The sequence below is a fragment of the Streptomyces sp. SAI-127 genome (assembly GCF_029894425.1).
Taxonomy (GTDB): Bacteria; Actinomycetota; Actinomycetes; order Streptomycetales; family Streptomycetaceae; genus Streptomyces.
Map to the genome: position 1 here is coordinate 8904009 of NZ_JARXYJ010000001.1, position 17715 is coordinate 8921723.

Genomic DNA, 17715 nt, shown 5'->3' on the forward strand with positions numbered 1-17715 from the left:
CCCCACCTGCTCATGAGGGGCAGACCTCCGAGGCGCACATGTTCAGCACAGCGGTCCTTCTCGCGAACACGCCGGACCAACTCCTGCCGGCCCGTGAGCTGATGGCCTTCACCCTGGCCTCGCACATCCTGCTGGTCCCGTTCGGCGTCGCACTGCCGTTCATCACCCTGCTGATGCACCACCGGGGGCTGCGTCGCAACGATCCCGTCGCCCTCCTGCTCGCCCGGCGCTGGTCGGCGGTGATGGCCGTTCAGTTCGCCATCGGCATCATCACCGGCACCGTGCTGTCCTTCGAGTTCGGCCTGCTGTGGCCCGGCATGATGGGCCGCTGGGGAGACGTCTTCGGTCTCGGATTCGGTGTCGAGGCATGGGCGTTCTTCCTCGAGGCCGTCCTGATCGCGATCTACCTCTACGGATGGCGCCGGCTCAAGCCCTGGACGCACTTCTGGCTGGCCGTACCGCTGCCGCTGACGGCCCTGATGGGGGCGTTCGGCATCATCGCGGCCAACTCCTGGATGAACACCCCCCAGGGATTCAGCCTCGACGCCCAGGGCAAGCCGGTCAATGTCGACGTTCGGCGGGCGATCTTCACACCGATCTTCGGCCCGGAGTACTGGCACTTCGTGGTCGCGATGCTGCTGACCGCCGGCTACGTGGTCGCCGGCGTGTACGCGGTCGGCTGGCTGCGCGGGCGCCGAGACCGCTACCACCGCCTCGGCTTCACCCTGCCGTTCACCGTGGCCGCGATCCTCACGCCGGTCCAGTTCATGCTCGGCGACTCCGCCGCTCGCGCCGTCTTCCACAAGCAGCCGGTCAAGTTCGCCGCCACGGAACTCGTCTGGAAGACCGACACCCATGTGCCCGAGTACATGTTCGGGAAGCTGAACAGTGACGGGACGGTCTCCGGCGGACTCAAGATCCCCCAGTTGGACTCGATCCTCGCCGGCTTCAAGCCCAGCACTCAGGTGACGGGGCTGACATCGGTGCCGGCCGCCGACCGTCCCACCATCGTCCAGGCCACCATCGCCCACTGGGCCTTCGACATCATGGTAACCGTCGGTAGCGTGCTGATCCTGCTCGCGCTCTGGTACGCCTGGTCCTGGTGGCGGCACCGCGACAACCCCGCCAGCCGCTGGTTCTACCGCTGCGCCGCGCTCGCCGGAGTCGCCTGCCTCTTCACGGTGGAGTGCGGCTGGATCACCACCGAGGTCGGCCGTCAGCCCTGGATCGTCTACAACCATATGAGGGTCTCCGAGGCGGTGACCAGCACGGGCGCCGGGTCGCTGTGGGCGATGCTCGGCATCGTCATCGTCGTGTACGTGGCCGTCTTCGGCGCGTTCCTCGCGGTCGTCCTGAAGATGCGCACCCGATGGCGCATCACGGACGAGGGCTATGCCGCCGAACGCCAAGCACCGGCCCCGGAGACCGACACCCCCTACGGACCCAGAGGCGAGCCGGAGCCTGCGGCCACCGGGGTCGCGCCAGGTGGCGGGTCCGACCACACGTCCGGCGGTGCGCTCTGATGGCCGAATTCATCGCTTGGGTGTTGGTGGTCGTGATCGCCGCCTATGCGTGCGCCGGGGGCACCGACTACGGCGCCGGCTTCTGGGACCTGCTGGCCGGAGGGGCGGAGCGCGGCAAGCGGCCGCGCTGGCTCATCGACCACGCCATGGCACCGGTCTGGGAGGCCAACAACGTCTGGCTGATCTTCATCCTGATTGTCATGTGGACCGGCTTCCCGACCATGTTCCAGGCAGTCTTCGAGGCCATGTGGCTGCCGCTCACCCTCGCCGCCATCGGGCTCGTGCTCCGCGGCGCGGGATTCGCCCTGCGCAAGCCGGCCCGCAGGCTGGCCCAACGACGGGTCTACGGCGCGCTGTTCGCCGTCTCGTCTCTGCTCACGCCGTTCTTCTTCGGAGTGGTACTCGGGGGCATCGCCGCAGGTCGGGTCGCGGTGGGCACGCCCGCCTCCGCGGACGCCTGGGCCAACGGGACCTCCGTCCTCACAGGTTTGCTGGCGATCGCCGCCACCGCGTTCCTCGGGGCGGTCTTCCTCTGTTCCGATGCCCTGCGCTTCGGCGCGCACGACCTCGTCGACTACTTCCGCCTGCGGGCGCTGATCGCCTTCGCCGCCATCGTCGTCCTCGCGATCGTCGCCCTGCCCGTCACCCACGAAGACGCCCGGTACGTCTGGGACGGCCTCACCGGGGGCTGGGGCCTGCTGCTGATCATCCTGGCGGCAGTCTGCGGTCTGGCCACGGTGGTGCTGCTGTGGCGTCGGTCCCACGGCTGGTCCCGCTACACCTCGGTGGCGAGCGTCGCCCTGGTCGTCGGCGCCTGGGGCCTCGCGCAGCGGCCCTACCTGCTGCCCACCTCCCTGACGGTGACCGAGGCGGCCGGCGCCGCTCACACCCTGCGCTGGCTGGTGATCGTCACCGCCATCGCGATCGTCCTGGTCGGTCCGGCGCTGGTACTGCTCTACCGGCTCGACACGATGGGCGAGCTGGAGGAGCTCACCGACAGCGACACCGGGGCCGTCGGAGCAGCGGGGGACAACCTGTAGCGACCTCAGCCGACTCGCTGCCTGTGGCCCCGGGTTGGGTGCGGCCCTTCGTTCGTACGCGGTCGGTGAACGCGCGGTGGTCGACGGATTCGCCGAACAGGACCGGATCACCGGCGGGCGCGGCCAGATCCTGGTGCCGTGGCCCAACCGGATTTCGCCGTGGGGAGAGTGAAGGCGCCGTCACGAGCTCCGACCTGATCCAGGGCAAGACCACCGACTCGTACGACCACGCATCGAAAGGCCCACTTGTGACAACGGACCAGGTGCTCATCGGCGTTGGCCTGATCCTCGTCCTGGCCGTCGGATCGCAGGTCCTGGCCGGCCGCCTGCGCATCCCTGCCCTCATTCTGCTGCTGCCGGTCGGCTTCGCCGCGGGCGCGTTGATCGACGACGTCGATCCCGAGCAGCTGCTGGGGGCGGCCTTCTCACCGCTGGTGTCGCTGGCCGTCGCCGTGATCCTCTACGACGCGGGCCTCGGGCTGGACCTGGCGAGGCTGAAGGGCCACATCCGCCGCGTCGTCGTCCGGCTGATCTGGATCGGTGTCCTGATCACCTGGTTGCTCGGCACGCTCCTCGCCGCGCCGCTGCTGGGGATGTCACAGCGTGCGGCCATCATGATCGGCGCGATCCTCGTGGTCTCGGGGCCGACGGTCGTAGGACCGCTGCTCAGCTTCGTGCGGCCGAAGGACCGTCTCCAGCACATCCTGATCTGGGAGGGCTCCCTCATCGACCCGGTCGGTGGCGTCCTGGGAGCACTGGTCTTCCACGCGGTCGTGGCGAGCTCGGGCCACCACCTCGGCAGCGGGACGGCACAATTCCTGGCCAGCGTGGGCATCGGAGCGGCCGGAGGAGCCGCCGGGGCGACTTTGCTGTGGCTGTTGTTCCGGGTACTGCGGCTCGGCGAGGTCCTCGGCACCACAGCGCAGCTCGCCGCGGTGATCGGTGTGGCGGCGCTGTGCGATGTGCTGCGTGACGACACGGGACTCATCGCCGCCGTGGTGATGGGCCTGGCCGTCGCCAACCTCCCCGGCATGAGCGCACCCGCACGTCGGCCGTTCTTCGAGACCCTGGTCAGCCTGATCCTCGGCCTGCTCTTCATCTCCATCTCGGCCACCGTCACCCCGCACTCGCTGCGCCATGTGTGGCTGCCCGCGCTCGGGCTGGCCGCCTTTCTGGTGCTGGTCGTCAGGCCGCTGGTCGCGGCCGTGTCCACCCTCGGCACCGATCTGACGCGTGGCGAGCGGGGCTTCATCGGCTGGATGGCGCCGCGCGGAATCGTCGCGGCCGCCACCGCCTCGACGTTCTCGGCCGGCCTGGTCGCCAAGGGGATCGACGGCGCCTCGAAGATCCTTCCGGCCACCTTCGTCGTCATCGTCGCGACCGTGACGCTCTACGGCCTGACCGCCTCGCCCGTCGCCCGGCGCCTGGGCATCGTGCGCCCGTCCCGCTCGCGGCCCCTGCTCGTCGGGGGCGACCCCTGGGTGGTCGACCTGGGCGCCGCCCTGAAATCGGCGGGGCTGGAGGTCCTGATGTGGGCAGGCGAAGAGGAACAACGCGACCGTATCCGCCGGGCGGGGATCGACCTTGCGCCCGGTGAGCTGCTGGGTGCTGCCACGGGTGGGGCCGCCGAGCTGGAGGGCATCACGGCGGTGTACTTCCTCACCGCCGAGGACGACTTCAACGCACTGGCGGCGGTGTTTCTGCGAGGCAGCGTGGAGGGCACGGTCCACCGCCTCAACGCACCGGCCGACAGTCAGGGCGCGGTGGCGCCGTTCATCGGCGGCGAGGTTCTGTTCGGCCCGGAGCTGACCTGGCCGACGCTCTCCCGTAGATACGAGGAAGGGGCAGCCGTGCTGGGGCAGCCCGCCGGCGACGCCGTGCGGCCCGGCAGCGATCCGCTGTTCCTCGTGCGGCGGGACGGCCGCCTCGATCCGGTCACGGCAGGCAGCACGCCGCTGCCCCGGCCAGGGGACACGGTCGTCCTGCTGACACCGGGCGGCCGGGCCGGCGAGAGCCCGCAAGGGTAGGCCGGCCGTCGGCAGTCGACCGCCGTGAGCCCGTCATTACCAGCGGGCCGCAGTTTCCTTTCGCGCACCGGGTACGGGAATTAAACGACCGACGCCGGGGAGCAATTCTCAGTTCTGCCGGTCGGAGATTCTCGTGGCAAGCTGAAATATGGCCACCGATCGGCTGCAGGTCAGTGGCAAGGTCTACGCTGGAGGATCTGGAAAATGACTACAGCGGGAACGCACCAACACCGAACCGGCAGCACAGGAGTGTGGGCATCCGGTTGGACCGCTTTCGCCGGGGTCATGATGATCTTCGGCGGAGCGATGGCGATATTCGAGGGCATCGCCGCCATCGCCGAGGACGACGTCTTCGTCACCACTCGCAACTACACCTACGACTTCTCTCTGACGAGTTGGGGCTGGATCCACCTCGCCCTCGGTGTCCTCGTCGTGGTCGCCGGCGTCGCCCTCTTCAGTGGAGCGATGTGGGCGCGTGTGATCGGCATCGCGCTCGCGGGCCTGTCGATGATCGCCAACTTCGTGTGGCTGCCGTACTACCCCGTCTGGGCCGTCGTGCTGATCGCCGTGGATGCCTTCGTCATCTGGGCGCTGTGCTTCGGAAGGAGCCGGGAGGCCCGCACCGGCTAGGACAGGGCGCGGCGCTGTGAAGGTCACCGCCCACGGGCCGCCGATCGTGGTGGTCCTGGGGGTCTCCGGCTCTGGGAAGACCACCGTCGGCAAGGCGGTCGCGGAGCAGCTCGGAGTGCCGTTCCTCGAGGGCGACGACTTCCATCCGGCAGTGAACGTCGCGAAGATGAGCGCCGGCCATCCCTTGGACGACGCCGACCGCGAGCCCTGGCTGCGTGCCCTCGCCGAGCGCATCCGTCAGTCCGCCGAGGCCCACGAGGGGCTGGTCCTCGCCTGTTCGGCCCTCAAGCGCGCCTACCGCGACGAACTGCGGTCGGCCGCCGGTGCCGGGCTGTGGTGTCTGTATCTCGCCCTGGACCGGGCCACCGCTTGGGAGAGGGTGTCCCGGCGTACCGGTCACTTCATGCCCGCCGGGCTGGTCGAGTCGCAGTTCGCGACGTTGGAGCCGCTGCAACCGGACGAGCCGGGCCTGACCCTGGACGCCACCGCCGGTCTTCCCGCTCTGCTCAGCCGGGCGCGGGCCGCTGTCACACGCTGCGAGGGGCGCGCAGGCAGCTGAAAGCCTGGTGGGGCGCTATGCCGTCGGCCCGACCGCCTGCTCGCGCCGGCGTGCACTCACCCGGCGCCAGATGGCCCGCTGACACTTGAGTGTGCCGGTCCCGACCACGATCAGTACGACGATGTTGAGCAGCAGTTGCAGCAGTGAGCCCCAGGCCTCGTCCCAGCTGGCGAACGCCGACGAGACGCCGATGTCCGCCGCCGCCGGGATCGTGGTCACCGAGATGAAGACGCCGAGCAGCGCGCTCGTGCGGGCCTCGGCCAGGGAGACGATGCCGACGATCCCGGCCAGCACCGCCACTGCGGCGGAGAAGAAGTTGGGGGTGTCGATCAGACTCGAGACGGGCCTGAGCCCCAGATCGAAGGCCCTCGGCTGCAGTCCGAAGCCCCGGACCAGCAGGGCGAAGAGGAAGGTCGCGGCAATGGCCAGCAGGAAGCCCACGAGCAGCGCCGTCAGGCCCTGCTCGATTCGCGGCCGGGCGCGGTGGTCGATCCCGAGCGCGACGCTGGTGATGGCCCCGTACTCGGGTCCGACCACCATGGCCGCGACGATGAGGATCTGCGAGTTGGTGATGATGCCCACCGCCCCGATGAGCCCGGCGATGACCAGGAACAGGTAGAAGCTCGGGGGGTACCTGCCCTCGGCCCGGATGCGGGCCTCCACCTGCTCCCACACCGGCGCACGCAGCCGGGGCCCCGAGTTCCTCGGCCCCGGTCCTGGCCGCGAGGTCCGAGAACACCGTGTCCACCGGCTCGAGGACGAGGGTGCCACGGTGTTCCAGCCCGAGGTCCCGCAGGCCGCGCAGCACCTCGTTCGCGGCTCCGGCCAGCACGTCGCACTCGATGGCGTCGCCTTCGGGGTTGCGTACCCGGCCCGGCTGCAGATGCAGGTTCAGCACGCATGTCTCGGCGCTCAGCAGGGCCATGGTGCGTTCGGTGAGGTCCGGCGGACACACCGCTCGGACATGGATCATGTCCATCCGGACCTCCGCGGATCGGTTCGGTGCGGCGGCCTACGGCCCCGGACGGGGGCGTAGGCCCATTAACGCGGCGGTCCCCGGTCCCGGCAACTCGGCGTGCCGGTGTCCGGCGTCTGTCGGAGGGTGGGGACATGCGAACGCCCGACGAGCTGAGCGAGGCCGATTTCCGGTCGCTGTATCGCCGCCTGCGCGCCACGGCCCCCGGCGGTGGCACGCCCAGGGGTGCCCTGGACACGATCACCGGGGAACAGGTGCTGGCGGCCGTCCGCGAGGTGCGGTCGGGACGTACGGTGTCGCTCGCGGCCCCGGTGAACACCCGTCCCGGACCTGACGACGCCGATCCGGCCGAGCACCGGCTCACGGCTCCGGCAGACGCCGAACCGGCGCCGACAGGCCTGGAATTCGCGCGGGACCGCTTCGCCATGAACATCCACGGTGACGTGAACAGTCACCTGGACGCGCTGTGCCACGTCATCTACGACGGCACTCTGCACGGCGGTGCACCGGGGGCGGGCGCCCTGTCCCCGGCCGGAGCGAGCGCGCTCTCCGTCGACCTGGTCCGCGACGGCATCGTCGGACGCGGGGTCCTGCTCGACGTTCCCCGGCTGCGCGGCGTCCCCTGGCTCGAACCCGGGACGAGCGTGACAGCCGAGGACCTCTCCGCGGCCGAGGCGCGGCAGGAGGCCCGGGTCGGCCGCGGCGACATCGTCCTCGTACGGGTCGGACACCGCCGGCGCCGTGAGGAGCTCGGCCCCTGGGAGGTGGCCGACGCCCGTGCGGGACTCCACCCGACCGCCATGGAGTTCCTGGCCGAGCGAGAGGCGGCCGTCCTCGGCAGTGACGGCAACAGCGACACGGCCCCCAGTCCGGTGGATGGAGTCGCGTTCCCGGTGCATGTGCTCGCCGTCCACGCGATGGGACTGCATCTGCTCGACTACCTGCGGTTCGAGGACCTCGCGCCGATCTGCGCGCGGGAGGGCCGCTGGACGTTCCTCTGTGTGATCGCCCCCCTCCGGCTGCCGGCGGCCACCGGCTCCCCGGTCAACCCCCTCGCGATCCTGTGATGGCAGATGGCAGATGAGCGATCGTCCGGCGTCCCATGGCTCGGGCGGTCAGCCGGTGGACCGCTCTCCTCACCCGTACAGCACAGCCGCGCACGTGCCGCGGGCCCCATGGGCCGCGCGGAGCGGCACTCTGGTGAGGCGGTCACGCCCCCCGCGCGTGACGCCCGGACCGGACAGCGGGAGCAGCATGCGCGCAGACAGAGGATCCGGCTCGCCCGCAGACGGCGGGAAGAGCCGTTGGCGCGAACGGGCGGCGGATCTGAAGACCCGGCTGCTGAGGCTGCGCAGCACCGCCGAGGAACGGTTCCCGGTGATCACCCGCCTCACCACCCACCTGATCGCGGTGAACCTGCTGGACTCCGCGACGCGGCTGGCGGCCCAGGCCTTCCTGACCGCCGTACCCCTTCTCTTCCTGGTCGCCTCCATCGCCCCGCAGGGCTTGCGCGACCAGATCATCGCCTCTGTGCACGACCTCTTCGGCATCCATGGCGCCGCCGACGACGAGCTGAAGAAGGTCTACCAGGCCAACCCCGCCAGTCTGCAGCAGAGCACCGGGGTGGTCAGCGCGCTGATGGTGCTGCTCTCCGCGACCGCCTGCAGCCGCGCGATGCAGCGGTTGTGCCAACGCGCCTGGCGGATGCCGAGTGCGGGCGCCCGGGTCGCCGCGTGGAGATGGCCCGTGTGGCTCGCGGTCTGGCTTGTCGTCGTCGTTCTGCAGGGGCCGTTGCGGGAGGGGTTCGGCGCCGGACTGTGGCTGGGCGTGCCGCTCCTGCTGACCGTGGAGGTGGCCGTGTGGTGGTGGACCCAGCACCTGCTGCTGGCCGGGCGCCTTCCCTGGATGCCCCTGCTGCCCGGGGCGGTCCTCACCGGGGTCGCCATGACCGCACTGTCGGTGTTCGCGAAGTTCTACGTCCCGGCCGCGCTCAACCGCAGCCTGGACCGGTACGGGTCTCTCGGTGCCGTCTTCACCGTGCTGTCGTGGCTGATCGGACTCTGCGTCGTGGTGGCCCTCGGCATCACCGTCGGTGCGGTCATCGCCCGGGAACCCGCCGTGGCCCGACGTCTTGGATCACCCGCTTGGCCCAACTCGCCGGAAAAGTGACCCAGGGATACGTTGGTAGCGGATCAGGAGTCCCCTGCACCCGGCGGGGACCGGAGCGTGCTCCGAGAACGGTGGCCGGCATGACCGACGAACTGCATTACGACGTCATCATCATTGGTACCGGTGCGGGCGGCGGCACCATCGCCCACCGCCTGGCCCCCACCGGAAAACGGATCCTCCTCCTCGAACGCGGCGACTATCTGCCCCGAGAACGCGACAACTGGGAATCCACCGCGGTCTTCGTCAAAGGCAAATACCGCGCTCCGGAGTTCTGGTACGACAAGAACGGAAACCAATTCCCGCCCGAGGTCAATTACTACGTGGGCGGCAATACCAAGTTCTACGGTGCCGCTCTTTTCCGTATGCGCCCCGAGGACTTCGGTGAACTCCGGCACCACGACGGCATCTCCCCGGCCTGGCCACTGAGCTACGACGAGCTCGAGCCGTACTACACGCAGGCCGAGCATCTCTACCTCGTCCACGGCCGGCACGGTGAGGACCCGTCCGAGGGCCCCACCAGCGCCCAGTACGCCTACCCGCCGGTCCAGCACGAGCCGCGCATCCAGCAGCTCAGCCACGATCTGGAGAAGCAGGGGCTGCACCCCTTCCACCTCCCGATCGGGGTGAACCTCACCCAGGACGACCGGGGCCGGGCGACCCACACCAGCGTCTGTATCCGCTGCGACCGGGTCGACGGCTTCCCGTGCCTGGTCGGCGCCAAGTCCGACGCACAGGTCATCTGCGTCGATCCCGCCCTCGAACACGCCAACGTCGAGATGGTCACCCATGCGGACGTGCGGCGCCTCGACACGGACGGGACCGGTCGCAGTGTCACCTCGGTCGTCGCGACGGTGGGGGACGGGGACCCGGCCACCGTGAAGTTCAGTGCCGACGTCGTGGTCGTCGCCTGTGGTGCGGTCAACTCGGCGGCCCTGCTGCTGCGTTCGGCCAACGACCGGCATCCTCAGGGCCTGGGCAACAGCTCGGACGTGGTGGGCCGGCACTACATGCGGCACAACAACCTGGCCCTGATGGCCGTGTCCAAGGAACCCAACGACACCAAGTTCCAGAAGACCCTGGCGCTGCACGACTGGTATCTGGGATCCGACGACTGGGACTACCCCCTCGGCGGCATCCAGATGCTGGGCAAGTCCGACTCCGAGCAGATCCACGGCGAAGCGCCCCGCTGGGCCGGGGCGGTCGCCCCCGACATGCCCTTCGAGGTGCTCGCCCACCACGCGGTCGACTTCTGGCTGTGCGGAGAGGACCTGCCCCTCGCCGAGAACCGCGTCACCCTGGACCGGGACGGCGACATCCACCTGGCCCTCGACGAGAAGAACAACATCGCCGGGCTGAAGCGCCTGCGGCACAAGCTGCAAGGCATGCTCAGCCACCTGGGCATGCACGAACACCATCTGCTGTCGCACAGCATCTACCTGCACAAGGGCATGCCCATCGGCGCCACCGCGCATCAGGCGGGCACCGTTCGCTTCGGCCGCGACCCCGAAAGTTCCGCCCTCGACGTCAACTGCAAGGCCCACGACCTCGACAACCTCTATGTCGTCGACACGAGCTTCTTCCCGAGCATCGGAGCGGTCAACCCTTCATTGACCGCCATCGCCAACGCCCTGCGTGTCGGCGACCACATCGCGGAGCGACTTCAATGACGTCGAACCACCCGGACAACAGCGAAATGCGGCACCGCACACCTCAGGAGCGAGCCGAACGCGGCAAGGCCGTCCGGTCGTCCGTGCCCCGCTCCAGCCACGTGGAGTTCGCGCCCACGGTGAAACGGCCCGACCCTGTGGACATCATCGAGGCACAGTCGGCGACGCGGGTTCCCGAGCTCGTACCGATCCGCTACGGACGGATGACCGAGTCGCCGTTCCGTTTCTACCGCGGTGCCGCGGCCATCATGGCCGGAGACCTCGCCGACACCCCCGTGTCCGGGATCAGGGCGCAGTTGTGCGGAGATGCGCACCTGCTGAACTTCCGGCTGCTGGCCTCGCCCGAGCGCCGCATGATGTTCGACATCAACGACTTCGACGAGACGCTGCCCGGCCCATGGGAGTGGGACGTCAAACGCCTGTCGGCGAGCTTCGTCATCGCGGGCCGGGCCAACGGCTTCAGCACCAAGGAGCGGGCCGGCATCGTACGGGCGACGGTGCGGTCCTACCGCGAGTGGATGCGACGTTTCGCCAAGATGGGCAATCTCGCCGTGTGGTACGCCCAGTTCGACGAGGCGTGGGTGCGGGAGCACTTCGGCGCGGAACTGAGCGCACGGGGCCGCGACCGCTGGTCGCAGGCGGTGACCAAGGCACGCAGCCGGGACGGTCTCCAGGCCTTCGGCAAGCTCACCCACATCGTCGACGGGCAGGTCCGCATCGCCGCGGTTCCACCGCTGATCACCCCGCTCCAGGACCTGCTTCAGGGCGTCGAACGCGACGCGCTGGAGAAGGAGATCCACCGGCTGATCGAACGGTACGGCCGCACCCTGCAGTCGGACCGGCGGTCCCTTCTGGAGCAGTACCGGGTGGCCGACATGGCCCGCAAGGTGGTCGGGGTCGGCAGCGTGGGCACCCGCTGCTGGATCGTGCTCCTGCTCGGCCGGGACGACCAGGATCCGCTGCTCATGCAGGCCAAGGAGGCCGACCAGTCGGTGCTGGCGCCCTTCGCGGGCGCCAGCGCCTACGGAACGCAGGGCGAGCGCGTGGTCTCCGGCCAGCGGCTCATGCAGGCCACCAGTGACATCTTCCTCGGCTGGGAGCGGGTCGAGGGGATCGACGGTCGCCGACGGGACTTCTATGTACGGCAGTTGCGGGACTGGAAGGGCATCGCCGAACCCGAGGCGATGGTGCCGGCCGGAATGCGGACCTTCGGCGAGCTGTGCGGCGCCACGCTGGCCCGCGCACACGCGCGGTCGGGCGACCGGATCGCCATCGCCGCGTACCTGGGCGGGGGCGACTCCTTCGACCGGGCGCTCGTGACCTTCGCCGAGCGTTACGCCGACCAGAACGAGAAGGACCACCAGGCGCTCGTCGATGCCGTCCGTTCGGGACGGGTTACGGCTCAGGCGGCCTGACGGGGCGAGCAGCAGGGAGAACGCCATGGAACGCTACCCGCCCATCGCCGATCACGGACTCGTCGGGGATCTGCAGACCGCAGCTCTGGTGTCGTCCCAGGGCGTGATCGACTGGTTCGCGGCACCGCGCTTCGACTCGCCGAGTGTCTTCGCCGCCCTGCTCGACCATGACGGTGGCGGCCATTTCCTCCTAGCGCCCGATCATCCGGAGGGCACCTGGAAGCAGCTCTACTACCCGGACAGCGCCGTCGTGGTGACCCGGTTCATGTCACCCGACGGAGTCGGCGAGATCGTCGATCACATGCCGGTCCTGACGGGCCCGACGCCCACGGACCGGCATCAACTGGTGCGCGTCGTCCGCGCGGTGCGCGGCACCGTGCACTTCGCCCTCGAATGCCGGCCGCGGTTCGACTACGCGCGGGCCACCCACGACCTCGACCTGACGGACGGCACGGCCACGTTCCGGGCCCCGGGCACGACCGCCTACCTCCAGGGCAGCATCCCGCTCGAACGGGACGGCCAGGACGTCCGGGGCGGCATCACCCTCAGCGACGGAGACTCGGCAGCCGTGGTGTTCACGGTGTGCGCGCAGGACGGGGAGGCGCCACCGCCCCCCACCACCGAACAGATCACCGAAGAGCTCTGGGAGAACGTCGACTTCTGGCAGAAGTGGGTGCGCACCTCGAACTACCGCGGCCGTTGGACGGAGATGGTGCACCGCTCGGCGATCACCCTCAAGCTCCTCACCTACGCCCCCAGCGGCGCGCCGGTCGCCGCCGCCACCATGGGGCTGCCCGAGCAGGTCGGCGGCGAGCGCAACTGGGACTACCGCTACACATGGGTCCGGGACGGCTCCCTCTCGGTGCGGGCGCTGCTCGACCTCGGCTTCGTGGAGGAGGCGACCCGCTTCACCCACTGGCTCGGCGACCGTCTCCAGGCCCGCGAAGGACCGGACGACGAGCCGCTCCAGATCATGTACCGGGTCGACGGCGACCCGCATCTGACCGAGGAGATCCTGGACCACTTCGAGGGCTATCGCGGCTCGTACCCGGTCCGGGCCGGCAACGCCGCCTCCGACCAGCTCCAGCTCGACATCTACGGCGAGGCCCTCTACGCCCTGGCCGAGGGCCGCGAGGTCGGCGAGCAGGCGGGCTACCACGGGTGGAAGGGCATGACCCGCACCCTCGACTGGCTCGCCGACTCCTGGGACCGCCCCGACGAGGGCATCTGGGAGACCCGGGGCGGACGCAAGGACTTCACCTACAGCCGGGTGATGTGCTGGGCGGCCTTCGACCGCGGCCTGAAGATGGCGGCGGAGTTCAGCAGGCCGGCCGACACCGTGCGCTGGACACGGGCCCGCGACGAGATCCTCGAACAGGTCATGGAACGCGGCTGGAACGAGAAGGAGCAGGCCATGGTCCAGCACTACGGCGGCGCCGTCCTGGACGCCTCCCTGCTGCTGGCCCCCCGGGTGGGTTTCGTGTCCCCGCGCAGCCCCGGCTGGCTCAACACCCTCGACGCCATGGAGCGGGTCCTCGTCTCCGACAGCCTCGTCTACCGCTACGACCCCCAGGCCTCTCCCGACGGACTGCGCGGCTCCGAGGGAACCTTCAGCCTGTGCACGTTCCTGTACGTCGACGCCCTGGCCCGCGCGAGCCGGCTCCCGGAGGCCCGCTACACCTTCGAGAAGATGCAGACGTACGCGAACCACGTCGGCCTGTTCGCCGAGGAGATCGGCCCGAGCGGCGAGCAACTCGGCAACTTCCCCCAGGCCTTCACCCACCTCTCCCTCATCATGGCCGCGACGACGCTGGACGAGGCGCTCGACCGGGCTCCGCGCTGAACGGGGGCTCCTGAGCGGGTGCGCGGCCACGAGGCGCGCCGCGATCCACACGATGGCGCCGACTCCGGGATCCCGATGATGCCGCAGCACACCATGGCCCGCCGGACCTGGCACATACGGGTCGCCTCCGGACGTTCCACGAGGGCGTGGGCCTGCTGTGACTTCTCCCACCTGCTCTTGCCGGGGCGAGAAGCGCTTGCCTACGTTCGGTCCCATGTCCTCCCATGGCCGCGCCCTTCCGGGCGAACAGCTCCCGACGGTCGACCTGGACGTCGACCTGAGCTCACATGAAATGCTCCGGCGCGCCCATGTCCTGGACGCCCTCGGCCCCGACTGGGACCCCGTCGCCGCGCTGCGCGGCGAGGAAGCGGCGTACGAGCTGCTGTATTCCGGCCTCAGCGCGGAGCAACAGCAGGTGTACGACGAGCTCGTCTCGGCCGGTGTCCTGCCGCGGAGAGGCGGTAGCGATGCTGCCGCTTGACCCGCAGGCGGACATCGGGCGTCGTGCCTGGGTGGCCTGCCCGAACTGCGACGACCGTCGCGGGTGCGCGACCTGCGAGGAGGGGCGCACCTGTTCCGAGCACTGGCGCTACCTGCTTTCCCACGTCGGCAGCCTGCTCCACCTGCAGTGCCGGTCGTGCACCCACATCTGGTCGCACGAGACCCACTTCGGCGCCACCCGCTCCCGGTGGGAGCGCATAACCAGCGGCCTGCGACGCATGTGATCGTTCACCCGGTGAGGCCGGACGGCGGAGCGGCGCCCGCTTTCGGATGATCTCACCGCCTGTCGTCGGGGACGGCAGGTCGTCTTGCCCGAGGATCGCGTTCGGCGGCCACCCCTGCCTGCCGTTCGTCCGTCCCGGAGGCAGCCGTGCACATCCTGATCCTGGCCAGTGCGTTCAACAGCCTCACCCAGCGTGTCCACGCCGAGCTGCGCGACCGTGGCCACGCCGTGGCGGTGGAACTCGCCCTGCCCGACAGCCGGTTGGCCGAAACCGTGCGGCGGCATGCACCGCGGCTCGTCGTGGCGCCGATGCTGAAGACGGCGATTCCCGAGGAGGTATGGACAGCGCACACCTGCCTCGTCGTCCATCCGGGGCCCGTGGGCGACCGCGGACCCTCCTCCCTGGACTGGGCAATCCACGAGGGCGTCGACCAGTGGGGCGTCACCGTCCTGCAGGCCGACGGGGAGATGGACGCCGGTGACGTGTGGGCCTCCGTACCGTGCCGGGTCCCTCCTGTCTCCAAGAGCGAGCTGTACCGCGGCGAGATCGCCGACGCCGCGCTGGAGGCCGTCCTGCTGGCCGTCGAGCGCTTCGCCGGGAGCACCTACGTACCGCGCGAGCAGGACGGGGCACAAACGGCCGAGGCTCGCCCGCGCCCCTACCTCGACCAGAGCGTCCGGCGGATCGACTGGGCCGAGGACTCCACACACGACGTCCTGCGCAAGCTGAGAGCGGCGGACTCGCAGCCCGGTGTGCTGGACGTACTGCTCGGCCGTGAGTGGTACCTGCATGGCGGTCATCCCGAGCGCGTGTTGCGCGGCCGCCCGGGCGAGCTGCTGGCCACCAGGGCCGGGGCGGTGTGCCGGGCCACCAAGGACGGCGCCGTGTGGATCCCCGAGCTGCGGCCCCGGCGCGTGCCCGGGCAGCCGCCCACGTACAAACTGCCTGCCGTGCGGGCACTGGGCGACCTGCTGCCGCCCCTGCCCGATCAGGCCCTGCCCTTGCTGCCCGAGGTGCGGCACCGTACCTGGGCGGACATCCGCTACCGGGAGGACGGGAACGTCGGGTTCCTCTCGTTCTCCTTCCCCGGCGGTGCCATGAGCACGGAGCAGTGCCGACGTCTGCTGGACGCCTACCGGGAAGCGTGCGAGCGACCCACGTCCGTACTGGTACTGGGCGGCGAACGGGACTTCTTCTCCAACGGGATCCACCTGGGCGTCATCGAGGCCGCGGACGACCCCGCTGCCGAGTCCTGGGCGAACATCAACGCCATCGACGATCTGGTCGAGGCGGTCCTCACGACGACGGACCGGCTGGTGGTCGCGGCGGTCGCGGGCAACGCCGCCGCGGGCGGGGTGATGCTCGCCCTGGCGGCCGACGAGGTGTGGTGCCGCTCGGGCGCCGTGCTGAACCCCCACTACCGCCTGATGGGCCTGTACGGCTCCGAGTACTGGACGCACACCCTGCCGCGCAGGGTGGGTGCCGCGACGGCCGAACGGCTCCTCGATGAGGCACTGCCCGTGAGCTCGGCGAGCGCACTGCGCCTGGGGCTCGTCGACCGGGTGGTCGACTGCTCTCCTGACGAGTTCGCGCGGGAGGTCGGCGGCCTGGCGGCCCGTCTGGCGTCACTGCCTGCGACGGCGTCACGGATCACCGCGAAGAAGACGGAGCTGGACCGGCTGGAGAGCGTGACCCCGCTGGCCGGCTTCCGTGAGCAGGAGCTGGCCCGGATGCGCCGGACCTTCGACGACCCGGATGCCCCGTACCACTCGCTGCGTCGTGCCTTCGTCCACAAGGAGCGGCCGGCGTGCACCCCGCCGCACCTCGGTCCCGCCCAGGTTGCGCAAACCGGGCCGACCCCCTCCGCCGCGGATGTCACCGGAACGGCCCTCCATGGCATCTCATCGCGGCCGAACGGCTGATACGAAGAAAAGCGATGGTCGAAATCTGGGCTTTCATCCCTTACCTCCCCAGGAGGCGGTCCCATGACTGAGGCGACGACGGACACGGTCGACGCTGCGGACGCGAGCGGCGCGCCCGCCGACGAGACACCCACGATCCACATTCTCTGGATCAACGCGGGCCTGAGCTGCGACGGTGACTCGGTCGCGTTGACGGCGGCCATGCAGCCCAGCATCGAGGAGATCGTGCTCGGTGTGCTGCCGGGCCTTCCCAAGATCGCCGTCCACTGGCCGCTCATCGACTTCGAGTGCGGTCCGGTCGGCGGCTCGGACACGTTCATCGAGTGGTTCTTCAAGGGGGAGCGGGGCGAGATCGACCCGTTCGTCCTGGTCGTCGAGGGCTCCATCCCCAACGAGGCGATCAAGCCCGAGGGCTATTGGTGCGGCTTCGGCGACAACCCGGAGACCGGCCAGCCGATCACCACCAGCGAGTGGATCGACCGCCTCGCCCCGAAGGCCCTGGCGGTCGTCGCCATCGGCACCTGCGCCACCTACGGCGGCATCCACGCGATGGCGGGCAACCCGACCGGCGCGATGGGCGTGCCGGACTACCTCGGCTGGGACTGGAAGTCCCACGCCGGCATCCCCATCGTGTGCGTCCCCGGCTGTCCGATCCAGCCCGACAACTTCTCCGAGACGCTCACCTACCTGCTCTACCAGGCGGCCGGCGCCGCCCCGATGATCCCGCTGGACGACAAGCTGCGCCCGACCTGGCTGTTCGGGGCCACCGTGCACGAGGGCTGCGACCGCGCGGGCTACTACGAGCAGGGCCAGTTCGCCCTGTCGTACGACTCACCGACATGCCTGGTCAAGCTCGGCTGCTGGGGCCCGGTCGTCAAGTGCAACGTGCCCAAGCGCGGCTGGATGAACGGGATCGGCGGCTGCCCCAACGTCGGCGGCATCTGCATCGCCTGCACCATGCCCGGGTTCCCCGACAAGTTCATGCCGTTCATGGACGAGCCCCCCGGCGCCAAGGTGTCCAGCGGCGCCAGCGGAGCCTACGGCGCAGTGGTCCGCAAGCTGCGGTCGATCACCGCGAAGACGGTGGACAAGGAGCCCAAGTGGCGCCGCACCGGAGACAAGATCACCACCGGATACCGGCCCCCCTGGTGAGCATCCGCCCCCCGTAATCAGCTCCCCGCTTCGTGCACCCCCACCCGAACCTCCCGCGCAACGAAGG

Annotated in this window: 14 protein-coding genes and 1 pseudogene; 14 read left to right on the plus strand and 1 reads right to left on the minus strand. The window is 70.0% G+C overall.

Annotated features, from left to right (window positions below):
• Positions 1–38: 38 nt before the first annotated feature.
• The 5 genes from M2157_RS40920 to M2157_RS40940 all read left to right on the plus strand — a co-directional run bounded on the left by M2157_RS40920 (position 39) and on the right by M2157_RS40940 (position 5779).
• A complete protein-coding gene (locus M2157_RS40920; RefSeq protein WP_280856090.1) occupies positions 39–1523 on the plus strand; it encodes a cytochrome ubiquinol oxidase subunit I in 1485 nt (494 codons plus the stop codon).
• Positions 1523–2563: a cytochrome d ubiquinol oxidase subunit II gene (locus M2157_RS40925; RefSeq protein ID WP_280867664.1), complete on the plus strand. Its 1041-nt coding sequence runs from the start codon at positions 1523–1525 to the stop codon at positions 2561–2563. The genes M2157_RS40920 and M2157_RS40925 overlap by 1 nt, the downstream gene beginning before the upstream one ends.
• A gap of 248 nt (positions 2564–2811) precedes the next feature.
• On the plus strand, positions 2812–4590 hold the full coding sequence (locus M2157_RS40930) for a cation:proton antiporter (RefSeq protein WP_280856088.1): 1779 nt from the start codon (positions 2812–2814) through the stop codon (positions 4588–4590).
• A gap of 204 nt (positions 4591–4794) precedes the next feature.
• Entirely contained in the window at positions 4795–5220 is a 426-nt protein-coding gene (locus M2157_RS40935) for a hypothetical protein (protein ID WP_280856086.1), read from the plus strand.
• 16 nt (positions 5221–5236) lie between these two features.
• Entirely contained in the window at positions 5237–5779 is a 543-nt protein-coding gene (locus M2157_RS40940) for a gluconokinase (RefSeq protein ID WP_280856084.1), read from the plus strand.
• A gap of 15 nt (positions 5780–5794) precedes the next feature.
• Here the strand turns inward: M2157_RS40940 and M2157_RS40945 are convergent.
• A pseudogene (locus M2157_RS40945) lies at positions 5795–6758 on the minus strand (DUF389 domain-containing protein).
• A gap of 131 nt (positions 6759–6889) precedes the next feature.
• Between M2157_RS40945 and M2157_RS40950 the strand changes: the two are divergent.
• The 9 genes from M2157_RS40950 (at position 6890) to M2157_RS40990 (ending at position 17648) form a co-directional block, all read left to right on the plus strand.
• A complete protein-coding gene (locus M2157_RS40950) occupies positions 6890–7822 on the plus strand; it encodes a cyclase family protein (RefSeq protein WP_280856081.1) in 933 nt (310 codons plus the stop codon).
• Positions 7823–8009: 187 nt separating this feature from the next.
• Positions 8010–8924: a YhjD/YihY/BrkB family envelope integrity protein gene (locus M2157_RS40955; protein ID WP_280856080.1), complete on the plus strand. Its 915-nt coding sequence runs from the start codon at positions 8010–8012 to the stop codon at positions 8922–8924.
• Between the two features lie 80 nt (positions 8925–9004).
• Positions 9005–10591 carry a GMC family oxidoreductase gene (locus tag M2157_RS40960; RefSeq protein ID WP_280856079.1) on the plus strand — a complete coding sequence of 529 codons (1587 nt, stop codon included), beginning with the start codon at positions 9005–9007 and terminating at the stop codon, positions 10589–10591.
• Positions 10588–12006: a DUF2252 domain-containing protein gene (locus tag M2157_RS40965; RefSeq protein WP_280867665.1), complete on the plus strand. Its 1419-nt coding sequence runs from the start codon at positions 10588–10590 to the stop codon at positions 12004–12006. The genes M2157_RS40960 and M2157_RS40965 overlap by 4 nt, the downstream gene beginning before the upstream one ends.
• Before the next feature lie 25 nt (positions 12007–12031).
• Complete coding sequence (locus M2157_RS40970; protein ID WP_280867666.1) at positions 12032–13849, plus strand: glycoside hydrolase family 15 protein; 1818 nt, start codon at positions 12032–12034, stop codon at positions 13847–13849.
• 214 nt (positions 13850–14063) lie between these two features.
• The gene (locus M2157_RS40975) at positions 14064–14330 is read left to right on the plus strand and encodes a DUF6400 family protein (RefSeq protein WP_280856076.1); all 267 of its coding nucleotides are present in this window, start codon (positions 14064–14066) and stop codon (positions 14328–14330) included.
• Positions 14317–14574 carry a hypothetical protein gene (locus tag M2157_RS40980; RefSeq protein ID WP_280856075.1) on the plus strand — a complete coding sequence of 86 codons (258 nt, stop codon included), beginning with the start codon at positions 14317–14319 and terminating at the stop codon, positions 14572–14574. Before M2157_RS40975 ends, M2157_RS40980 begins: the two co-directional genes overlap by 14 nt.
• Positions 14575–14720: 146 nt before the next feature.
• Complete coding sequence (locus M2157_RS40985; RefSeq protein WP_280867667.1) at positions 14721–16496, plus strand: enoyl-CoA hydratase-related protein; 1776 nt, start codon at positions 14721–14723, stop codon at positions 16494–16496.
• A gap of 63 nt (positions 16497–16559) precedes the next feature.
• Positions 16560–17648, plus strand: coding sequence for a hydrogenase expression protein HypE (locus M2157_RS40990; protein WP_280856073.1), 1089 nt, complete (start codon positions 16560–16562; stop codon positions 17646–17648).
• Positions 17649–17715: the final 67 nt, after the last annotated feature.

What these genes read in the sequence shown, in the direction of transcription:
- M2157_RS40965 (WP_280867665.1), top strand. Translation starts at nt 10,588, where the DNA reads ATGACGTCGAACCACCCGGACAACAGCGAAATGCGGCACCGCACACCT.
- M2157_RS40935 (WP_280856086.1), top strand. Translation starts at nt 4,795, where the DNA reads ATGACTACAGCGGGAACGCACCAACACCGAACCGGCAGCACAGGAGTG.
- M2157_RS40980 (WP_280856075.1), top strand. Translation starts at nt 14,317, where the DNA reads ATGCTGCCGCTTGACCCGCAGGCGGACATCGGGCGTCGTGCCTGGGTG.
- M2157_RS40970 (WP_280867666.1), top strand. Translation starts at nt 12,032, where the DNA reads ATGGAACGCTACCCGCCCATCGCCGATCACGGACTCGTCGGGGATCTG.
- M2157_RS40955 (WP_280856080.1), top strand. Translation starts at nt 8,010, where the DNA reads ATGCGCGCAGACAGAGGATCCGGCTCGCCCGCAGACGGCGGGAAGAGC.
- M2157_RS40975 (WP_280856076.1), top strand. Translation starts at nt 14,064, where the DNA reads ATGTCCTCCCATGGCCGCGCCCTTCCGGGCGAACAGCTCCCGACGGTC.
- M2157_RS40990 (WP_280856073.1), top strand. Translation starts at nt 16,560, where the DNA reads ATGACTGAGGCGACGACGGACACGGTCGACGCTGCGGACGCGAGCGGC.
- M2157_RS40920 (WP_280856090.1), top strand. Translation starts at nt 39, where the DNA reads ATGTTCAGCACAGCGGTCCTTCTCGCGAACACGCCGGACCAACTCCTG.
- M2157_RS40925 (WP_280867664.1), top strand. Translation starts at nt 1,523, where the DNA reads ATGGCCGAATTCATCGCTTGGGTGTTGGTGGTCGTGATCGCCGCCTAT.
- M2157_RS40960 (WP_280856079.1), top strand. Translation starts at nt 9,005, where the DNA reads ATGACCGACGAACTGCATTACGACGTCATCATCATTGGTACCGGTGCG.
- M2157_RS40950 (WP_280856081.1), top strand. Translation starts at nt 6,890, where the DNA reads ATGCGAACGCCCGACGAGCTGAGCGAGGCCGATTTCCGGTCGCTGTAT.